This is a genomic window from Pseudomonas sp. R4-84 (genome assembly GCF_054130985.1).
In genome coordinates this window covers 5136892-5158390 of record NZ_CP096390.1, presented here as the reverse complement: position 1 = coordinate 5158390, position 21499 = coordinate 5136892, and the positions used below count along the sequence as shown (strand labels likewise).

14 protein-coding genes are annotated in these 21499 nt (G+C 62.1%); 12 read left to right on the top strand and 2 right to left on the bottom strand.

Annotated elements, in window-relative coordinates; translation table 11 throughout:
• Positions 1-164 precede the first annotated feature (164 nt).
• Entirely contained in the window at positions 165-2384 is a 2220-nt protein-coding gene (locus M1D68_RS23320) for a primosomal protein N' (RefSeq protein WP_457968516.1), read from the bottom strand.
• A gap of 272 nt (positions 2385-2656) precedes the next feature.
• On the opposite strand from M1D68_RS23320, the gene rpmE reads away from it, so the two are divergent.
• From rpmE to M1D68_RS23305, 3 genes are all read left to right on the top strand, one after another.
• Positions 2657-2881 (top strand): 50S ribosomal protein L31, encoded by a 225-nt coding sequence (gene rpmE / locus M1D68_RS23315; RefSeq protein ID WP_305497356.1) that lies wholly within the window; start codon positions 2657-2659, stop codon positions 2879-2881.
• Positions 2882-2922: 41 nt separating this feature from the next.
• The gene (locus M1D68_RS23310) at positions 2923-3705 is read left to right on the top strand and encodes a thermonuclease family protein (RefSeq protein ID WP_420767037.1); all 783 of its coding nucleotides are present in this window, start codon (positions 2923-2925) and stop codon (positions 3703-3705) included.
• Positions 3706-3890: 185 nt separating this feature from the next.
• The gene (locus M1D68_RS23305) at positions 3891-5159 is read left to right on the top strand and encodes a malic enzyme-like NAD(P)-binding protein (RefSeq protein ID WP_420767038.1); all 1269 of its coding nucleotides are present in this window, start codon (positions 3891-3893) and stop codon (positions 5157-5159) included.
• 662 nt (positions 5160-5821) lie between these two features.
• Here the strand turns inward: M1D68_RS23305 and M1D68_RS23300 are convergent.
• Positions 5822-8266, bottom strand: coding sequence for a penicillin-binding protein 1A (locus M1D68_RS23300; protein WP_434564161.1), 2445 nt, complete (start codon positions 8264-8266; stop codon positions 5822-5824).
• Between the two features lie 207 nt (positions 8267-8473).
• Between M1D68_RS23300 and M1D68_RS23295 the strand changes: the two genes are divergently transcribed.
• From M1D68_RS23295 to gltB, 9 genes are all read left to right on the top strand, one after another.
• The gene (locus M1D68_RS23295; protein WP_434608205.1) at positions 8474-9538 is read left to right on the top strand and encodes a pilus assembly protein PilM; all 1065 of its coding nucleotides are present in this window, start codon (positions 8474-8476) and stop codon (positions 9536-9538) included.
• The gene (locus tag M1D68_RS23290) at positions 9538-10104 is read left to right on the top strand and encodes a PilN domain-containing protein (RefSeq protein ID WP_434608203.1); all 567 of its coding nucleotides are present in this window, start codon (positions 9538-9540) and stop codon (positions 10102-10104) included. Before M1D68_RS23295 ends, M1D68_RS23290 begins: the two co-directional genes overlap by 1 nt.
• Positions 10101-10724 (top strand): type 4a pilus biogenesis protein PilO, encoded by a 624-nt coding sequence (gene pilO, locus M1D68_RS23285; RefSeq protein WP_434608201.1) that lies wholly within the window; start codon positions 10101-10103, stop codon positions 10722-10724. The genes M1D68_RS23290 and pilO overlap by 4 nt, the downstream gene beginning before the upstream one ends.
• Positions 10724-11248: a pilus assembly protein PilP gene (locus M1D68_RS23280; RefSeq protein WP_420767099.1), complete on the top strand. Its 525-nt coding sequence runs from the start codon at positions 10724-10726 to the stop codon at positions 11246-11248. The genes pilO and M1D68_RS23280 overlap by 1 nt, the downstream gene beginning before the upstream one ends.
• A 13-nt stretch (positions 11249-11261) precedes the next feature.
• A complete protein-coding gene (gene pilQ, locus M1D68_RS23275) occupies positions 11262-13334 on the top strand; it encodes a type IV pilus secretin PilQ (protein ID WP_457968512.1) in 2073 nt (690 codons plus the stop codon).
• A gap of 4 nt (positions 13335-13338) precedes the next feature.
• Positions 13339-13857, top strand: coding sequence for a shikimate kinase AroK (aroK, locus tag M1D68_RS23270; RefSeq protein WP_420767043.1), 519 nt, complete (start codon positions 13339-13341; stop codon positions 13855-13857).
• A gap of 147 nt (positions 13858-14004) precedes the next feature.
• Complete coding sequence (gene aroB, locus M1D68_RS23265) at positions 14005-15105, top strand: 3-dehydroquinate synthase (protein WP_420767044.1); 1101 nt, start codon at positions 14005-14007, stop codon at positions 15103-15105.
• 10 nt (positions 15106-15115) lie between these two features.
• Positions 15116-16699, top strand: coding sequence for an AAA family ATPase (locus tag M1D68_RS23260; protein ID WP_434561068.1), 1584 nt, complete (start codon positions 15116-15118; stop codon positions 16697-16699).
• Between the two features lie 350 nt (positions 16700-17049).
• Positions 17050-21498, top strand: coding sequence for a glutamate synthase large subunit (gltB, locus tag M1D68_RS23255; RefSeq protein WP_457968510.1), 4449 nt, complete (start codon positions 17050-17052; stop codon positions 21496-21498).
• Position 21499: the final 1 nt, after the last annotated feature.

Genomic DNA, 21499 nt, shown 5'->3' with positions numbered 1-21499 from the left:
GTGGAAAAACTGGGCATTATCCGTGGCGCGGGCGAGCTTGCCAACTGTAGCGGGTTGGTTGGGGATGTGTGGTGGTTGTTCGGACGCCTTCGCGAGCCGGCTCGCTCCCACATTGAAATGAGGTTTCCGTGGGAGCGAGCCTGCTCGCGAAGGCGGCGTCTGGGTCAGTACAAATCCACCGGATCCACATCCAGCGACCAGCGCACCGCCCGCCCGCTGGGCATCTGTTCGAGCACCAGCAACCAGGCATTCAACAGCCGATGCAGCGGCGCCCGGGCATTGGCCTGCAATAAGAGCTGGGCACGATAGCGCCCGGCGCGTCGTTCCATCGGCGCTGGCACCGGGCCCAAGAGTTCGATGCCGGTGAGGTTCTGTTCCGCCAACAGACGCTCCGCCTCGCTGCACGCTTCATCCAGAAAACCTTCAGCCTGCCCCGGTTTGTGAGCCTCGGCCCGCAACAGCGCCAGATGGGCGAACGGTGGCAGCCCGGCGCCTCGGCGTTCGCTCAACGCCTGCTCGGCGAAGGCAAAATAGCCTTGCTCGGTCAGTTGTATCAGCAGCGGATGATCCGCCAGGTGGGTCTGGATGATCACTTTGCCTGGCTCTTCGGCGCGCCCGGCGCGGCCTGCGACCTGGACGATCAGCTGCGCCATGCGCTCGCTGGCGCGGAAATCGCCGGAAAACAGCCCGCCATCGGCATCCAGGATCGACACCAGCGTGACACGGGGGAAATGATGCCCCTTGGCGAGCATCTGCGTGCCCACCAGGATGCAGGGCTGGCCTTTTTGGATGGTGGCGAACAGATTGTTCATCGCATCCTTTCGGGAAGTGCTGTCGCGATCCACGCGTAGCACCGGATAGTCGGGAAACAAAATGCCCAGCCGCTCTTCGGCGCGCTCGGTGCCGGCGCCCACGGGACGCAAGTCGACTTTCCCGCATTGCGGGCAGTTCCTCGGCATACGCTCGGAGTGCCCGCAGTGGTGGCAGCGCAGTTCGCCGTAGCGTTGATGGACGGTCATTCGTGCATCACAGCGCTCGCAACCGGACATCCAGCCGCAATCATGGCACAGCAGGGTCGGGGCGAACCCCCTGCGGTTGAGGAAGACCAGGACCTGTTGCCCGGCTGCCAGGGTCTGGCCGATGGCTTGCTGCATCGGTCCGGAAATACCGCTATCCAGTGGACGACTTTTCACATCCAGGCGCAGGAAGCGCGGTTGCTTGGCGCCGCCGGCTCGTTCGTTGAGGCGCAGCAGGCCGTAGCGACCGGTGTAGGCGTTGTGCAGGCTTTCCAGCGAGGGCGTGGCCGAGCCAAGGACGATGGGAATGTTTTCCTGACGGGCGCGCACCAGCGCCAGATCCCGCGCGTGATAGCGCAGGCCTTCCTGCTGTTTATAAGAACCGTCGTGCTCTTCGTCGATGATGATCAGGCCGGGATTTTTCATCGGTGTGAACAGCGCCGAGCGGGTGCCGATGATGATATCTGCCTCGCCGTCCCGGGCGGCGAGCCAGGCTTCCAGTCGCTCGCGATCGTTGACCGCCGAGTGCACCAGGGCGATTCGCGCATTGAAGCGTTGTTCGAAGCGCGCCAGGGTTTGTGGGCCGAGGTTGATCTCCGGGATCAGCACCAGGGCTTGTTTGCCGGCTTCGAGGGTCTGGCGGATCAGTTGCAGGTAGACCTCGGTCTTGCCGCTGCCGGTGACGCCCGCCAACAGGAAGGCGTGGTAGCTGTCGAAGCCCGCGCGAATAGCCTCGCAAGCGGCCCGTTGCTCAGCGTTGAGTGGCAGTTCCGGCTGGGCCAGCCAGTGTTCATGGCGTGCGCTCGGAGCATGCCGGCGGACTTCCACCTGGACCAGGTCCTTGGCCAACAACAGGTCGAGGCTGTCCTTACTGAGCATCAACTTGCTCAATAACGGGTGCGCCACGCCATGGGGATGCTGGGCCAGGGTCGCCAGGGCTTCGCGCTGGCGCGGTGCGCGGGCAATACGCGGATCGTCCAGCGAGGCGCCCGGTGCCGCCGACCAGAACCGCTCCTGGCGCGCCTCGGCCGGTTCGCCCTGGCGCAACAGCGCCGGCAGGGCCCAACTCAGGGTGTCACCCAGGCTGTGCTGATAATACTGGGCGGTCCACAGGCATAATTTGAGCAGCGGCGCCGGCAGCGGTGGCGTCGCATCGAGTAGGGCCAGGGCTGGCTTGAGCTTATCGACCGGCACTTCGCTTTGATCGCTGACTTCCACCAGGATGCCGATCATTTCCCGCCGGCCGAACGGCACGCGCAGACGCATGCCCGGTTGCAACTGGGCACGCGGCACTCCAGCCGGGGCGCGGTAATCGAACAGGCGGCGCAGGGGCGATGGCAAGGCGAGGCGCAGGATGGCGTCGGGCACGCGGGGATCTCGGTAAACGGACAAATTCGCAAGTCAATGTAAGAGCGAGCTTGCTCGCGATGGCGGCCTGTCAGTCAACATGCATGTGGCAGATCCACCGCTATCGCGAGCAAGCTTGCTCCCACAGGGGTGTGGTGGGGGCGAGCCTAGCAGACGGTTGGTACAAGGCATAGCTTGCGTGAATGACGATGTCTGGTAGAATCCGCGGCCTAATTACGTGCGGTATTCAACAATAGTGTTGGGTGGCGGCACGCTAGCCTGAGGAAAACACCATGAAAACCGATATCCATCCAGACTACCCAGTTGTTGCAGTCACCTGCAGCTGCGGCAACAAGTTCGAAACCCGTTCGACCTACGGCAAAGCCCTGGCGATCGACGTTTGCAACGAATGCCACCCGTTCTACACCGGTAAGCAAAAGACTCTGGATACCGGCGGTCGCGTTCAGAAGTTCGCCGATCGTTTCGGTGCTTTCGGCAAAGTTACTCCGAAAGCCTGAGGCTAATCATTTTGGAAAGTCTTTCGGGCTATTCCAGACTGATGAAAAAGGCGTCCCTTGCGGGCGCCTTTTTTGTGTCCGCGATTTGGCTTTGTGGTGCTCAGGCGTCCTGCCCTTCGCCGGGTGAGCTGCCCGAAGTGGCCGTTCAGCGGGTCGTGGACGGCGACACCGTGTACCTCGAGGACGGTCGTCGCATCCGCATGATCGGCCTCAACAGCCCGGAGCTGGGCAAGCGCGGGCGTGCTGATGAACCGTTCGCCGTGGCGGCGCACCAGCGACTCGAGGCCTTGGTGGCCGCCAGCGCCGGCCGGGTCAAGGTATTGCCGGGTCGGGACGACCGCGATGATTACGGGCGCACGCTTGCTCATGTCTACGACCGCCAGGGCCGAAACCTGGAAGAACAGTTGATTGCCGAGGGGCTGGGTTTCCTGGTGGCGGTCGCGCCGAACGTTGAGTTGGTGGAGTGTCAGCAGGCGGCGGAACGCCAGGCGCGGCAAGCAAGGCTCGGGATCTGGAAGAAATCCCCGGTCACGCGAGCCGAGCAAATCAAGGCGCCCGGCTTTGCGTTGGTCAGCGGCCGTGTAGACAGCGTGCAACGCAATCGCGGCGGTATCTGGATCGAACTGCAAGGCGCGGTTGTCCTGCACATCGCTCCCAACCTGCAGCGCAATTTCGATGCGTCGATGTTGAAACGCCTGCAAGGCCGGACAGTCGAGGCGCGCGGTTGGGTCATCGATCGCTCTCGACGTGGAGCTACCAAGCAGGGGCAGGCGCGATGGATGTTGCCGCTGACCGATCCGGCAATGTTGCAGCCGGTGCTCTGAGAAAATAATTGTAGACATTTCTTTGCTCGATTGTATGCATCAAGCCCTTGTGTTTCGCTGCTCTTGGCCCAAAGTCGTAGGGCAGGGCGCTTGACAGGAGTGACTGGTCAGTCTTGTAGGGACTTTGCGAGGCGCGTATCCTCGGCGGTCCGTCTGTCCAACACAGTAAAAAGCGGAATGCCCACATGTCTGATCTGAAAACTGCCGCTCTCGAATATCACGCTAATCCTCGTCCAGGAAAGCTGAGTGTCGAGCTCACCAAGGCCACCGCTACTGCCCGCGACTTGTCGCTGGCCTACAGCCCCGGCGTAGCCGAACCAGTGCGTGAAATCGCTCGCGACCCTGAGCTGGCCTACAAATACACCGGCAAGGGCAACCTGGTTGCAGTCATTTCCGATGGCACCGCGATTCTCGGCCTGGGTGACCTCGGCCCGCTGGCTTCCAAGCCAGTCATGGAAGGCAAGGGAGTCCTGTTCAAGCGCTTCGCCGGCATCGATGTGTTCGACATCGAAGTCGATTCCGAAAGCCCGCAAGCCTTCATCGACACCGTCAAGCGCATCTCCATCACCTTCGGCGGCATCAACCTGGAAGACATCAAGGCACCTGAGTGCTTCGAGATCGAGCGCGCCCTGATCGAACAGTGCGACATCCCGGTTTTCCACGATGACCAGCACGGTACTGCGATCGTGACCGCAGCCGGCATGATCAACGCCCTGGAAATCGCTGGCAAAACCCTGCCGGAAGCCAAGATTGTCTGCCTGGGCGCGGGCGCTGCGGCCATCTCCTGCATGAAATTGCTGGTGAGCATGGGCGCCAAGATCGAAAACATCTTCATGATCGACCGTACCGGCGTGATCCACTCCGGCCGTGACGACCTGAACCAATACAAGGCCGTGTTCGCCCACGCGACCGACAAGCGCTCCCTGGCGGACGCGCTGGACGGTGCGGACGTGTTCGTCGGCCTGTCGGGCCCGAACCTGCTGACCCCGGAAAACCTGCTGCGCATGGCGCCGAACCCAATCGTGTTTGCCTGCTCGAACCCGGATCCGGAGATCTCCCCAGAGCTGGCTCACGCGACTCGCAGCGACGTGATCATGGCCACCGGCCGTTCGGACTACCCGAACCAGGTCAACAACGTGCTGGGCTTCCCGTTCATCTTCCGTGGTGCCCTGGACGTTCGCGCCAAGCGCATCAACGAAGAAATGAAAGTCGCGGCCGCCAACGCCCTGCGCGAACTGGCCAAGCTGCCGGTGCCTCAGGAAGTGTGCGACGCCTACGGCGGCATCAAGCTGGAATTCGGTCGTGAGTACATCATCCCGAAACCCATGGACGCCCGCCTGATCACCCTGATCTCCGACGCCGTGGCCAAGGCCGCCATCGAGACGGGCGTGGCCACCCTGCCGTACCCGAAGAACTACCCGCTCAAAAGCGTGGATGACGTGTTCAACGGCTAAGTCGTTGTAGCGCTTCAACAAAAAGCCCAGGCTCTATGATGAGTCGGGGCTTTTTTGTGCGTGCCGGTTTTGTATGGCCACCAAAAATCCCTCTGTGGGAGCGAGCTTGCTCGCGATGACGATTTTCAATTAAACCGAGGTCTCCCAAGCCCAGCGCTTGAACCCCAATCCAACCCCTGTGGCGAGGGAGCTTGCTCCCGCTCGGCTGCGCAGCAGTCGCAAGCCGGGCAATGCGGTCGGTCTATAAACATGCAGGGCCTGCTGCGCAGGCCAGCGGGAGCAAGCTCCCTCACCACGGGTTTTGGGTGGCCTGGGCTGCCGCCATCGCGAGCAAGCTCGCTCCCACATTGGTTCGGTGTTGGACATTGATTGTGCGACCGCTACAAATCCCCCTGTGGGAGCGAGCTTGCTCGCGATGACGATCTTCAATTCACCCCAGGCCTCTCAGCCCAACGCTCAAGTCTCAATCCAACCCTGTGGCGAGGGAGCTTGCTCCCGCTCGGCTGCGCAGCCGTCGCAAACCGGGCAATGCGGTCGGTCTATAGGCATGCAGGGGCCTGCTGCGCAGGCCAGCGGGAGCAAGCTCCCTCGCCACGGGTTTTGGGTTGCCTGGGCCGCCGCCATCGCGAGCAAGCTCGGCTCCCACAGGGAGGTGGGGTCGGTCAGAACAGATCGATCGGCGCCGCCTCGTCTGCCGGCAACGGGCTGCCCGGCGCTACGCCGTTGCCCAGCTCGTTGACCGACGGCGGGGTGTCTTCGCTCTTGAACAGTTCGAAGTACGCACCCGGCGTACCTGGCGTGGCCGCGCGGCCGCTGACCGGGTCGACTCGCAGGCTGAGGATGCCTTCCGGTTCAGGCTGGGTGTGGGGCGGCTTGTCCTTGAGGGCGGCGCCCATGTAGCTCATCCAGATCGGCAGCGCCACGGTGCCACCGAACTCTCGCCGACCCAGGCTTTCGGGCTGGTCGAAACCGGTCCAGACGGTGGTCACGTAATCGGCGTTATAGCCGGAGAACCAGGCGTCCTTGGATTCGTTGGTGGTACCGGTCTTGCCCGCCAGGTCGGTGCGGCCCAAGGCGAGGGCTCGACGGCCGGTGCCGAGCTTGATCACGTCCTGCAGCATGCTGTTGAGAATGTAGGTGGTGCGTCCGTCAACGATGCGTTCGGCGATTGCCGGCGCTTGTGGTACGGCAGGGGCGGTGGTGGCTTCGCCGCCTGTTGCGTTCACCGTGAAGGTCTCAGTGGCAGGCGCGGCGACGCCGTTGCTGGCCTCTTCGCCCGTGGGGACCCGTGGCGGGTTGGCAAGGAACAGCGTTTCGCCGTTACGGCTTTCTATCTTATCGATGATATACGGGGTGATCTTGTACCCGCCGTTGGCAAATGTGCTCCAGCCCGTGGCGATCTCCATCGGCGTCAGCGTCGCGGTGCCCAGGGCCAGGGACAGGTTGCGCGGCAAGTCCTGCTTGTTGAAGCCGAACTTGCTGATGTAGTCGATGGTGCGGTCTACGCCCAGGGCCTGCAGCAGGCGAATCGATACAAGGTTGCGGGACTTGTACAAGGCTTCGCGCAGGCGAATCGGGCCAAGGAAGGTATTGGTGTCGTTCTTGGGGCGCCAGACCTTGTCCAGGTATTCGTCGACAAAGACGATCGGCGCATCGTTCACCAGGCTGGCGGCGGTGTAGCCGTTATCCAGCGCGGCGCTATAGACGAATGGCTTGAAGCTCGAACCCGGCTGGCGCTTGGCCTGCAAGGCACGGTTGTAGTTGCTCTGCTCGAATGCGAAGCCACCCACCAGCGAACGGATCGCGCCGTTTTGCGGGTCCAGGGAAACCAGCGCGCCCTGGGCGGCCGGGATCTGGCTGAACTTGAGGGAATTGTCCGGCTGGCGCTGCACCCGGACGAGGTCGCCGACCTGCGCCACGTCCGATGGCTGGCGAGGATTGGCCCCCATGCTGTTGGTATTGAGGAACGGACGGGCCCATTTCATGGTGTCCCATGCCACGTGCTCTTCCGAATCGCCATTGCGTGTCAGGACCTTGATGCCGTCCTTGTCCACCTGGGTGACGATCGCCGGTTCCAGGCTGCTGATGGTGCGTTGCTTGGTCAATTCCTGGGCCCAGGCTTCCTTGGTCTTGCCTGGCAGGCGCGATTCAGGGCCCCGGTAGCCATGGCGCTGGTCATAGGTCATCAAGCCTTCGTGCAGCGCGGTATTGGCCATTTCCTGCAGATCGCTCGGCACCGTGGTGGTGACGCGGAAACCTTCGGTGTAGGCGTCGCTGCCATAGCGACCGACCATCTCGGCACGGGCCATCTCGGCGATGTACGGGGCGTTCACTTCTGGAGTCGGGACGTGGTAGCTGGCGTTCAGCGGCTCATTGACCGCGGCGGTGTAGTCCGCTTCGCTGATCTTGCCGAGCTTGTACATGCGCCCCAGGATCCAGTCGCGACGTTCCTTGCTGCGCGCCGGATTGGCCAGCGGATTGAAGCGCGACGGCGCCTTGGGCAGGCCGGCGATCATCGCCATCTGCGCCAGGCTCACATCGCGGATCGACTTGCCGTAATACACCTGGGCTGCCGCCTCGATGCCGTAGGCGCGGTTGCCCAGGTAAATCTTGTTCACGTACAGCTCGAGGATCTCGTCCTTGGTCAGCTGCCGCTCGATTTGCAGGGCGAGGAGGATCTCGGTGGTCTTGCGCGAGAAGCTGCGCTCGCTGGTCAGGAAGAAGTTCTTCGCCACCTGCATGGTGATGGTGCTGCCACCGGACTGGATGTGGCCGCTCTTGATCAGCTGGCTGGCGGCGCGCATCAGGCTGCCGGGATCGACGCCGTAGTGGTTGGCGAAATTGTCGTCTTCAGCACTTAGTAACGCATTGATGAAATTGGGCGGAATGTCGGCGAAACGGATCGGCGTGCGGCGCATTTCGCCAAATTCGGCGATCAACTTGTTGTCGCTGCTGTACACCCGCAGGGGAATCTGCAACTGAATACTTCTCAGCGCCTCCACGGACGGCAATCCCGGACTAAGGTAAAGAAACGCACCGCTCAGGCCCAAGAGCAGTCCGCAGAAAACGGCGACGATGGACCATCCGAAAAATTTCAGCAGACGAATCAAGGCTTTTGGATATCCAGGCAAAGAATGAAAAGGCGCCAGGTGCAGGGAAGAACCCGTGCTTGCAACAAAGCGAAAAAAAACGCTGGGCATTATAAGCATTTTTTTTCGTCGGGAACGCCATCCGGACGTTCGTCGGTCCGGGGGGATTGAACGCAACGCTTATTAGAGAGTCCGTAACTCACGGATAGTCATAGGGAATTGGTAGTGCTACGACTCTTCAATAAAAAAGCCCATGCGCTTCTGGGAATCGACATCAGCTCGACGTCGGTGAAGCTGCTCGAATTGAGTCGCCAGGGTGATCGTTATCGCGTCGAGTCGTATGCGGTCGAGCCTCTGCCGGCCAATGCCGTGATCGAAAAGAACATTGCCGAGCTCGAAGGCGTGGGGCAGGCGCTGTCGCGGGTGCTCGCCAAGGCCAGGACGCCCTTGCGCAACGTGGCGGTGGCCGTCGCGGGTTCGGCGGTCATCACCAAGACCATCGAGATGGATGCCGGGCTGTCCGATGACGAAATGGAAAACCAGCTCAAGATCGAAGCCGACCAGTACATTCCTTACCCCCTGGATGAGGTAGCGATCGATTTCGAGGTTATTGGCGTTTCGCCCCGCAGCACCGAGCGGGTCGAGGTGCTGCTGGCCGCGTGTCGCAAGGAAAATGTCGAGGTCCGCGAGGCCGCGCTGGCGCTCGCTGGGTTGACGGCCCGCGTGGTCGACGTGGAGGCCTATGCGCTGGAGCGTGCCTTTGGCCTGCTCGCGACCCAGTTGGCGGCGACTCAGGAACGATTGACGGTGGCGGTCGTCGACATCGGTGCCACGATGACCACCCTCAGCGTGTTGCACAACGGGCGCATCATCTATACCCGCGAGCAGTTGTTCGGTGGCCGCCAACTGACCGAGGAAATCCAGCGCCGCTACGGCCTGACGCCGGAGCAGGCCGGCCTGGCAAAAAAGCAGGGAGGGTTGCCAGACGACTATCTCGGCGAGGTGCTGCAGCCGTTTCGCGAAGCATTGGTCCAGCAGGTATCGCGCTCGCTGCAATTTTTCTTTGCCTCCGGCCAGTACAGCGCGGTCGATCACATCCTGTTGGCCGGCGGCACGGCTTCGGTGGCGGGGCTGGATCGGCTCATCGAGCAGCGCCTGGGCACACCCACCCAGGTGGCCAATCCGTTCGCCAACATGGCCCTGAGCAGCAAGGTCAACGCGGGCGCCCTGGCCAGTGACGCGCCCGCGCTGATGATCGCCTGCGGGTTGGCCCTCAGGAGTTTCGACTGATGGCGCGGATCAACCTTCTACCCTGGCGCGAAGAGCTGCGCGAAGAGCGCCGCAAGCGCTTTCTGCTGGCATTGGTCGGCGCGCTGGTCGGTGCGGTGGGCCTGACCTTGATCGCGGTGCAATATCTGAACAGTGCCATCGACTATCAAACAGCGCGCAACAGCCACCTGCGCGAGCAGATTGCCGTCCTGGACGAGCGCATCGAGCAGATCAGCGAATTAAAGGCACGGCGGCAACAATTGCTGGAGCGCATGCGCATCATCCAGGACCTGCAGGGCAATCGGCCGGTCAGCGCGCGGATTTTCGATCAGTTGGCGCGGACCCTGCCCGACGGTGTGTATTTCACTGACGTCAAGATGGAAGAGGGCACCTTGTCCATAACAGGGGCGGCGGAGTCGAACAACCGCGTCTCTGACCTGATGCGCAACCTGGACTCATCGGACTTGTTCGACGCTCCGAGCCTGACGGAAGTGAAGGCCACCACGGCGGGCCAGCTCGACCAGGCGAACATCTTTCAGCTGACGGTTCGCCAGACCCGCCCGGCCGATGCGGAGGACGCCCAATGAAGCCCGGAGAATGGCTGGACGCACTGCGCAAGATCGACCTCAGCGACTTGGACACCAACAATATTGGTTCGTGGCCGGCACCGATCAAATGGCTGGCTGGCATTGTGCTGGTGATACTGGTTCTGGGGCTGGGCTATAACTTCGCCTTGAGTGACCTGCAGACTCAGTTGCAGCAAGTGCAGGAAGAGGAGAACACCCTCAAGGCGCAATTTGCGGGCAAGGCTCACATGGCGGCGAACCTGGAGCGCTACACCGAGCAGATGAAGCAAATGGAGACCTCGTTCGGCGTGTTGCTGCGGCAGTTGCCCAGCGACACCGAAGTGCCAGGCCTGTTGGAAGACATCACCCGCACCGGCCTGGGCAGTGGCCTGGAGTTCGAGGAAATCAAACTGCTGCCGGAAGTCACCCAGCCGTTCTACATCGAGCTGCCGATCCAGATCACCGTGACGGGCGGCTACCATGACCTGGCGACATTCGTCAGCGGCGTGGCCGGGTTGCCGCGAATCGTGACTCTGCACGACTTCGAGATCGCCCCGATGGAGCCCGAGGAGGGGACGAAGCTGCGCATGAGCATCCAGGCCAAGACCTACCGGTACAACGAGCAGGAGGCGCAGCCATGATGTCGGCCTGGCGTGTGAGCCTGCTGGCCGGGTTGGTCGCGTTGGCCGGCTGTAACAGCGACGACGGCTTCAGTGACCTGGATGCCTACATGAACGAGGTGCGCCTGCGCCCACCTGGCAAGATCGAGCCAACGCCGACCTTCAAGCCCAACGAAACCTTCACCTACAGCGCCGCGAACCTGCGCAGCCCTTTCTCCAGGCAAGTGCGCATGGACCAGGCGGGTCGGCCGCAGGGCTCGCGCAACGTGCGGCCCGATCCCAACCGGGTCAAGCAGTACCTGGAAGGCTTTAATATCGAGCAGTTCGAGATGGTCGGGACGATCTCCAATGCCAGCGGTTCCTTTGCACTGGTACGAGGCGCGGGCGGCGTACATCGGCTGAAGGTGGGGGACTACCTGGGACGCAATGATGGGCGGGTCGTCGCGATCAGCGCCACGCAGGTCGATGTGGTCGAAATCGTTCCCGATGGCGAGGGCGCCTGGCTGGAGCGGCCGCGGACCATTCCTTTGAAAGAGCACTCATAGTGGAATTCGAACAATGAACAGGATTTTTCCAGCCCTCGGTATTTCGCTATGGATAGCGCTGTTGTCACCGATGGTACAGGGGGCCAGCCTGAAGACGCTCGATGTCGCGGCGTTGCCGGGGGACCGTGTCGAACTGAAGCTCAGCTTCGATGGTCCGCCGCCCCCACCCCGGGGCTATACCACCGAACAACCGGCGCGAATCGCGCTGGACCTGCCCGGCGTGACCAATCGATTGGCCAGCAAAAGCCATGACCTGGGCGGCGGCAACGCACGCAGCGCCACCGTGGTCGAGGCGGGGGACCGCACGCGGCTGATCATCGGCCTTACCCAGCTGGCGCCCTATGACACGCGGATCGAGGGCAACAACCTCTTCGTAGTGGTTGGCAAGGGCGCGACCGCCAGGGCCGCGGCGCAGGCACCGCGCCCTGCAGGAGCCGTACCGTCCCTCACCAGGGCCAGCGCTCCGGCAGGCAAGGCCATCCGGGGCGTGGACTTCCAGCGTGGGACCCAAGGGGAAGGCAATGTGGTCATTGACTTGTCCGACCCTTCCATTGCGCCCGATATCCAGGAGCGCGAAGGCAGGATCATCCTCGACTTCCCCAGGACCCAGTTGCCCGAACCCCTGCGGGTGCGCCTGGACGTCAAGGATTTCGCCACCCCGGTGCAGTTCGTCAATGCCAGCGTGGGTTCCGACCGCGCCACCATCAGCATCGAACCCAGCGGCACCTTCGACTATTCGACCTACCAGACCGACAACAAGCTGACCGTGAGCGTCCGGCCAATGACGGTCGAAGACTTGCAGAAACGCAACAGCGATCGCGCCGCCTACAACGGGGAAAAGCTGTCACTCAACTTCCAGGACATTGAAGTGCGCTCGGTGCTGCAGTTGATCGCCGACTTCACCAACCTTAACCTGGTGGCCAGCGACACCGTGCAAGGCGGTATCACCCTGCGGTTGCAGAACGTGCCGTGGGACCAGGCGCTGGATCTCGTGCTCAAGACCAAGGGGCTCGACAAGCGCAAGGTCGGTAATGTCCTGTTGGTGGCGCCCGCCGACGAGATTGCGGCACGCGAGCGCCAGGAGCTTGAGTCCCAGAAGCAGATTGCCGACCTGGCACCGCTGCGGCGCGAGCTGCTGCAGGTCAACTATGCCAAGGCGGCCGACATCGCCAAACTGTTCCAGTCGGTCACCAGTGCCGAGGCGAAGGCCGACGAGCGGGGCACGATCACGGTCGATGAACGCACCAACAACATCATCGCCTACCAGACCCAGGACCGGCTCGACGAGCTGCGCCGGATCGTCGCGCAACTGGACATACCCGTGCGTCAAGTGATGATCGAGGCGCGAATCGTCGAGGCCAACGTCGATTACGACAAGAGCCTGGGCGTGCGCTGGGGGGGCTCGATACAGAACAAGGGCAACTGGAATTCTTCCGGCGTCACCACGGGAGACTCCACGACCATCGGCACGCCGGGCAGTACCGGCACCAACCAACCGTTCGTCGACCTCGGGGCTTCAGGCAACACCTCAGGGATTGGTATCGCGTTCATCACGGACAACGTGCTGCTGGACCTGGAACTGACCGCCATGGAAAAAACCGGCAACGGCGAAATCGTTTCCCAGCCCAAGGTGGTGACCTCCGACAAGGAGACCGCGAAAATCCTCAAGGGCACGGAAATTCCCTACCAGGAAGCCAGCTCCAGCGGCGCCACCTCGGTGTCGTTCAAGGAAGCATCGTTGTCGCTGGAGGTCACGCCGCAGATCACCCCGGACAACCGCATCATCATGGAGGTCAAGGTCACCAAGGATGAGCCGGATTATCTGAACAAAGTGCAGGATGTCCCGCCGATCAAGAAGAATGAGGTCAACGCCAAGGTGCTGGTCAATGACGGCGAGACCATTGTTATTGGTGGCGTTTTCTCAAATACTCAGAGCAAGGTTGTAGATAAGGTGCCATTTCTTGGCGATGTGCCGTATCTTGGCCGCCTTTTCCGGCGTGATGTGGTCTCGGAGAAAAAATCCGAGCTGCTGGTGTTTCTCACTCCGCGTATCATGAACAACCAGGCGATTGCTGTGAGTCGTTGATTCTGTGCGAAATTTGATTCTTGTTGGGCCGATGGGGGCTGGAAAAAGCACCATCGGTCGTTTGCTGGCCAAAGAGCTGCGCCTGCCATTCAAAGATTCCGACAAGGAAATTGAATTGCGCACGGGTGCCAATATCCCATGGATCTTCGATAAGGAAGGCGAGCCGGGCTTTCGGGACCGCGAGCAGGCGATGATTGCCGAGCTGTGCGATTTTGAAGGCGTGGTGCTGGCCACCGGCGGCGGCGCGGTCATGCGCGAAGCCAATCGTCGGGCGCTGCATGCCGGAGGGCGAGTGGTCTATCTGCATGCTTCCGTCGAACAGCAGGTTGGCCGTACCGCCCGCGATCGCAACCGGCCGCTGCTGCGTACGGCCGACCCGGCCAAGACCTTACGGGACCTGCTGGAAGTGCGAGACCCTCTGTATCGGGAAATCGCCGACCTGGTCATCGAAACCGACGAGCGGCCGCCACGGATGGTGGTACTGGAAATCCTCGATCGCCTGCAACAATTGCCCCCCCGTTAATGCGCGGCGCGAAATGCGCTATCCTCGGCGTCCCGCCTTGGCCCGTCTGGGGCGTGGCGGATGGCCATTAACTGGCGCCACAGCGGGCACCGTGTAATTTCGTCAATGCAGGCAGGACGCCTGATTTCATCTTCACTGTGGGGACACATGCAGACACTTAAGGTCGACCTGGGCGAGCGCAGCTACCCGATTCATATTGGCGAAGGCTTGCTGGACCAGCCCGAATTGCTGGCGCCGCACATCGCCGGGCGGCAAGTCGCGATCATCTCCAACGAAACCGTCGGCCCTTTGTATCTGGAACGCCTGGCACGCAGCCTGTCTGCCTATTCGGTCATTTCCGTCGTGTTGCCCGACGGCGAGGCCTTCAAGAACTGGGAAACCCTGCAACTGATTTTCGACGGCCTGCTGACTGCCCGGCATGACCGCCGCACCACCGTGGTTGCCTTGGGTGGCGGTGTGATCGGCGACATGGCCGGTTTTGCGGCGGCTTGCTATCAGCGCGGTGTCGATTTCATCCAGATCCCCACTACGCTGCTTTCCCAGGTCGACTCGTCGGTAGGTGGCAAAACCGGCATCAATCATCCGCTGGGCAAGAACATGGTGGGCGCGTTCTACCAGCCCAACGTGGTGCTGATCGACACGGCAACGCTCAAGACCCTGCCGCCCCGTGAGTTGTCCGCGGGCTTGGCCGAGGTCATCAAGTACGGATTGATCTGCGACGAGCCTTTCCTCGGCTGGCTCGAAGACAATGTCGACCGCCTGCGCGCGCTGGACCAGGCGGCGCTGACTTACGCCATCGAGCGCTCCTGTGCCGCCAAGGCCGCGGTGGTCGGCGCCGATGAACGTGAATCGGGCGTGCGCGCCACGCTGAACCTGGGCCATACCTTCGGCCATGCCATTGAAACCCACATGGGCTATGGCGTCTGGCTGCATGGCGAGGCGGTTGCCGCGGGTACGGTCATGGCCCTGGAAATGTCCATGCGCCTGGGCTGGATCAGCGAGCAGGAGCGTGATCGTGGGATCCGTCTGTTCCAGCGTGCCGGGCTGCCGGTGGTGCCGCCCGAGGAAATGAGCGAGGCGGATTTCCTTGAACACATGGCAATCGACAAGAAAGTGATCGACGGTCGTCTGCGTCTGGTGCTGCTGCGCCGCATGGGCGAAGCGGTGGTGACCGACGATTATCCGAAAGAGGTTCTACAGGCCACGCTGGGAGCGGACTACCGCGCCCTGGCTCAGCTTAAAGGTTAAAAAGATTCCGATGACTAGTTTGCATGCCGACGAGGCTTTCCTCGGCCATTTCCAGTTGAGTCACGACCCTTTCGCCCCACGGGTCCCGGGTTTCAAATTCTTTCCCGCCCAGCGCAAGCCGGTGCTGGGCCAGTTGCATCATCTGGCGCGCTACAGCCAGTTGCTGTTGGTCGTCACCGGCCCCCAGGGCAGCGGCAAGACCTTGCTGCGCCAGGCCCTGGTGGCCAGCACCAACAAACAGTCGGTGCAAAGCGTCGTGATATCGGCCCGTGGCGCCGGCGACGCAGCTGGCGTGCTGCGTCAGGTCGCCCAGGCACTGAATGTCGAGCAGGCGGAAATCGGCGCGATTCTCGGCCAGATCGTGCAACTGGCGTTGACGGGGCAGGAAGTCTATCTGCTGGTGGACGATGCCGAGCAACTCGACGAATCCGCCCTGGAAGCCCTGTTGGCCCTGGCTGCCGGCGCGCCGGAGGGTCGTCCTCATGTGTTCCTGTTTGGCGAGTCGTCGTTGATCGCTGAACTCGAGCAACTGGACCTTGAGGAAGAGCGTTTCCACGTTATCGAACTGGCGCCCTACACCGAGGAAGAAACCCGTGAATATCTGGCCCAGCGTCTCGAAGGCGCCGGCCGGGGTATCGAACTTTTCACCGCGGATCAGATCTCTGAGATTCACGAAAGCTCCGACGGCTGGCCAGGGAATATCAACCAGGTAGCCCGAGATGCTCTGATCGAAATCATGATCGCCAGCCGCTCAGCGGTGAAGCGTCCAAGTATGGGGTTCAACATGCCGAAGAAACACGTATTGGCGATTTCCGCCGTGGTCGTGGTCGCGGTGGCTGCCGCCTGGCTGATGCCGGGTCGCAGCAAAGCACCGACCACCGGCGCACCTGCCAACGAACAGGCACAGCTGCCTCTCGGTCAGGGCACGCCACAACCCAACGGCGGTGCCCCGGCGGTGGAATTCGCCGGCAATACCCAGCCAATGCCACTGCCGCTGGTCGGCCAGTCGCAGCCGGTCATGCGCGGTCCGTTGGCTGAAGCCGCCGGTGGAATCACCGAGGGTGACGACGGAGCGCCGCCTCCGATCGAAGACACCAGCGACGTGCCACCTACTGTGACCACCACCGCGCCGCCTGCGGGCGTACCGGCCGGCCCTGCGCCGACGCCATCGCCGGCTCCGGCCGCCAAGCCGACCCCTGCGCCTACTCAGGTCGCCACCGCCAAGCCCGCTCCTGCACCTGCGCCAGCGGCCAAACCGGCGGCGCCAGCACCCGCGGCCAAGCCTGCTGCCCCGGCCAAGGCCGCGGGCGGTAGCTGGTACGCCGGTCAGGCTCCGGGCAACTATGTGGTGCAGATCCTTGGCACCAGCTCTGAAACCGCCGCGCAGAACTTCGTCAAGGAGCAAGGCGGCGAGTACCGTTATTTCAAGAAAGTACTCAACGGCAAGCCGCTGTATGTCATCACTTACGGCAGCTTTGCCAACCGTGACGCAGCCGTTTCCGCCATCAAGGCCTTGCCAGCGAAGGTTCAGGCTGGTAAACCTTGGCCTCGCACTGTCGCCAGCGTCCAACAGGAACTGGCAGCAACTCGCTGATGATTCGGCGGCCTTACCCAGGCCGCCTCTCCCGGCAACCTCAAAATTTCCGCAAGGGCGGGCGGCCTTTCAGGCCGCGCGCCTTGTGGTGTCTGCGTCACAGTAGTGTTTGAGTCGTAGCGGTCGAACCCAAAAAAGTTTTGACTAGCACAGCATATAGCTTTAAACCTTTCACAAATGCGACATGGATTTGCGACAGTTCGTCGTCAAATTTGTGGGCCTCTGTGTCGGTGTGTACAATGACCTCCCTTTTGCCCCCGCAAAGCTGGCGTACGTTCGGCGCGGCATGCAACTGGTTGAATTGAAAAGAAATTTGCCTCGCTAAGAGGCAGCCTGGTGAGAAAGTGTCTATGAAAGCAGGTCTGTACCAACCAGATGAATTCAAGGATAACTGCGGTTTCGGCCTGATAGCCCACATGCAGGGCGAGCCCAGTCATACCCTTTTGCAAACGGCCATTGAGGCCCTGACCTGCATGACCCACCGTGGTGGGATCAACGCCGACGGCAAGACCGGTGACGGTTGTGGCTTGCTGATTCAAAAGCCAGACGAGTTCCTGCGTGCCATTGCCCAGGAAACGTTTGGCGTGACCCTGCCCAAGCAGTACGCCGTGGGCATGGTGTTTTTCAATCAGGACCCGGTCAAGGCCCAGGCCGCTCGCGAGAACATGAACCGCGAGATCCTGGCCGCCGGCCTGCAACTCGTCGGCTGGCGCAAAGTGCCGATCGACACCAGCGTCCTCGGCCGCCTGGCCCTCGAGCGCCTGCCGCTGATCGAACAGGTGTTCATTGCCGGTGAAGGCCTGAGCGACCAGGAAATGGCGATCAAGCTGTTCAGCTCCCGTCGTCGTTCGTCCGTGGCCAACGCCGCCGACACCGATCACTACATCTGCAGCTTTTCCCACAAGACCATTATCTATAAAGGCCTGATGATGCCGGCGGACCTCACCGCCTTCTATCCGGACCTGAGCGACGAGCGCCTGAAAACCGCGATCTGCGTGTTTCACCAGCGCTTCTCCACCAACACTCTGCCGAAATGGCCACTGGCCCAGCCATTCCGCTTCCTTGCCCATAACGGCGAGATCAACACCATCACCGGCAACCGCAACTGGGCCCTGGCCCGTCGCACCAAGTTCGCCAACGATTTGATGCCGGACCTCGAAGAGCTTGGCCCGCTGGTCAACCGCGTCGGTTCGGACTCCTCGAGCATGGACAACATGCTGGAGCTGATGGTCACCGGCGGCATCGACCTGTTCCGTGGCGTGCGCATGCTCGTGCCGCCTGCCTGGCAGAACGTCGAGACCATGGACCCGGACTTGCGGGCCTTCTACGAATACAACTCCATGCACATGGAGCCGTGGGACGGCCCGGCCGGTATCGTCATGACCGACGGTCGCTATGCGGTGTGCCTGCTGGACCGTAACGGCCTGCGCCCGGCGCGCTGGGTCACCACGACCAATGGTTTCATCACCCTGGCCTCGGAAATCGGTGTCTGGAACTACCAGCCCGAAGACGTCATCGCCAAAGGCCGCGTAGGCCCTGGGCAGATCTTTGCCGTGGACACCGAGACCGGCCAGATCCTCGACACCGACGCCATCGACAACCGCCTCAAGTCCCGTCATCCATACAAGCAATGGCTGCGCAAGAATGCCCTGCGCATTCAGGCGACCATGGAAGACAACGACCACGGTTCGGCCTTTTATGACGTCGACCAGCTCAAGCAGTACATGAAGATGTACCAGGTGACGTTCGAAGAACGTGACCAGGTGCTGCGTCCGCTGGGCGAGCAGGGCTACGAAGCGGTCGGCTCCATGGGCGACGACACGCCGATGGCCGTACTGTCCCAGCGCGTGCGCACGCCGTACGACTACTTCCGCCAGCAATTCGCCCAGGTGACCAACCCGCCGATCGACCCGCTGCGCGAAGCGATCGTGATGTCCCTGGAAATCTGCCTGGGCGCCGAGCGCAACATTTTCCAGGAATCGCCAGAGCATGCCTCGCGGGTGATCCTCAGCTCGCCGGTCATTTCGCCGGCCAAGTGGCGCTCGTTGACCAACCTCGAACGCCCTGGCTTCGAGCGTCAGGTCATCGACCTGAACTATGACGAAAGCGTCGGCCTGGAAGCAGCGATCCGCAACATCGCGGACCAGGCTGAAGAAGCCGCGCGCGCCGGCCTTACCCAGATCGTGCTGACCGACCGTCACATCGCCCCGGGCAAGCTGCCGATCCACGCCTCCCTGGCCACTGGCGCGGTGCACCATCGCCTGACCGAGAAAGGCCTGCGCTGCGATTCCAACATTCTGGTGGAAACCGCTACCGCACGTGACCCGCATCACTTTGCGGTGCTGATCGGCTTCGGCGCTTCGGCGGTCTATCCGTTCCTGGCCTACGAAGTGCTGGGCGACCTGATCCGTACCGGTGAAGTGCTGGGCGACCTCTACGAGGTGTTCAAGAACTACCGCAAAGGCATCACCAAGGGCCTGCTCAAGATCCTGTCGAAGATGGGCATCTCGACCATCGCTTCGTACCGTGGCGCGCAGTTGTTCGAGGCCATCGGTCTCTCGGAAGAAGTTTGCGAGCTGAGCTTCCGTGGCGTACCGAGCCGCATCAAGGGTGCGCGTTTCGTCGATATCGAAGCCGAGCAGAAAGCCCTGGCGGCCGAAGCCTGGAGCCCGCGCAAGCCGATCCAGCAAGGCGGCCTGTTGAAGTTCGTCCACGGTGGCGAATACCACGCCTACAACCCGGACGTGGTCAACACCCTGCAAGCGGCCGTGCAACAAGGCGACTACAGCAAGTTCAAGGAATACACCGCGCTGGTGGACAACCGTCCGGTGTCGATGATCCGCGACCTGCTCAAGGTCAAGACCCTCGACACGCCGCTGGACATCAGTGAAGTGGAACCGCTGGAATCGGTGCTCAAGCGCTTCGATTCGGCAGGTATCTCCCTGGGCGCGTTGTCCCCGGAAGCCCACGAAGCCCTGGCCGAAGCCATGAACCGCCTCGGTGCGCGTTCCAACTCCGGTGAAGGTGGTGAAGACCCGGCGCGCTACGGCACCATCAAGAGTTCGAAAATCAAGCAAGTGGCGACCGGCCGCTTCGGCGTTACGCCGGAATACCTGGTCAACGCCGAAGTGCTGCAGATCAAGGTTGCCCAAGGTGCCAAGCCCGGCGAAGGCGGCCAATTGCCCGGTGGCAAGGTCAACGGCCTGATTGCCAAGCTGCGCTATGCGGTTCCCGGCGTGACCCTGATCTCGCCACCACCGCACCACGACATCTACTCGATCGAAGACTTGTCGCAACTGATCTTCGACCTCAAGCAGGTGAACCCGAAGGCCCTGGTCTCGGTGAAACTGGTGGCGGAAGCGGGCGTTGGCACCATTGCCGCCGGCGTGGCGAAAGCCTATGCCGACCTGATCACCATCTCCGGCTATGACGGCGGCACCGGCGCATCGCCGCTGACTTCCATCAAATACGCTGGCGCGCCGTGGGAACTGGGCCTGGCCGAAACCCACCAGACCCTGCGCGGCAACGATTTGCGCGGCAAGGTCCGGGTGCAGACCGACGGTGGCCTGAAGACCGGCCTGGACGTGATCAAGGCCGCCATCCTCGGCGCCGAGAGCTTCGGTTTCGGCACCGCGCCGATGATCGCCCTGGGCTGCAAATACCTGCGCATCTGCCACCTGAACAACTGCGCCACCGGCGTGGCGACCCAGAACGACAAGCTGCGCAAGGACCACTACATCGGTACCGTCGACATGGTGGTGAATTTCTTCACCTACGTGGCCGAAGAGACCCGCGAGTGGCTGGCAAAGCTGGGCGTACGCTCGCTGGAAGAGCTGATCGGCCGTACCGATCTGCTGGAAGTGATCGAGGGCCAGACCGCCAAGCAGCATCACTTGGACCTGACCCCGTTGCTGGGCAGTGATCTGATTCCAGCGGACAAGCCACAGTTCTGCCATGTCGATCGCAACCCGCCGTTCGACAAGGGTGAGCTGGCCGAGAAGATGGTCGACATGGCCGCTGCGGCGATCAACGACCTGAGCGGTGCCGAATTCGAACTGGACATCTGCAACTGCGACCGTTCCATCGGCGCGCGGATCTCCGGGGAAATCGCCCGCAAACACGGCAACCAGGGCATGGCCCATGCGCCGATCACCTTCCGCTTCACGGGCACGGCCGGGCAAAGCTTCGGCGTCTGGAACGCTGGCGGCCTGAACATGTACCTGGAAGGTGATGCAAACGACTACGTGGGCAAGGGCATGACCGGTGGCAAGCTGGTCATCGTTCCGCCCAAGGGCAGCGTCTACAAGACCCAGGACAGTGCGATCATCGGCAACACCTGCCTGTACGGCGCCACGGGCGGCAAGTTGTTTGCCGCCGGCACCGCAGGCGAGCGTTTCGCCGTGCGTAACTCCGGCGCCCACACCGTGGTGGAAGGCACCGGGGATCACTGCTGCGAGTACATGACCGGTGGTTTCGTCTGCGTATTGGGCAAGACCGGTTACAACTTCGGTTCTGGCATGACCGGCGGTTTCGCCTACGTGCTTGACCAGGACAACACGTTCGTTGACCGGGTCAACCACGAACTGGTGGAAATCCAGCGCATCAGCGGCGAGGCGATGGAAGCCTACCGTAGCCACCTGCAACGCGTGCTGAACGAGTACGTCGAGGAAACCAACAGCGAGTGGGGTCGTGAACTCGCCGAGAATCTCGATGACTACGTGCGTCGTTTCTGGCTGGTCAAGCCGAAGGCGGCCAACCTGAAATCGTTGCTTTCCAGCACCCGTGCCAACCCGCAGTGAT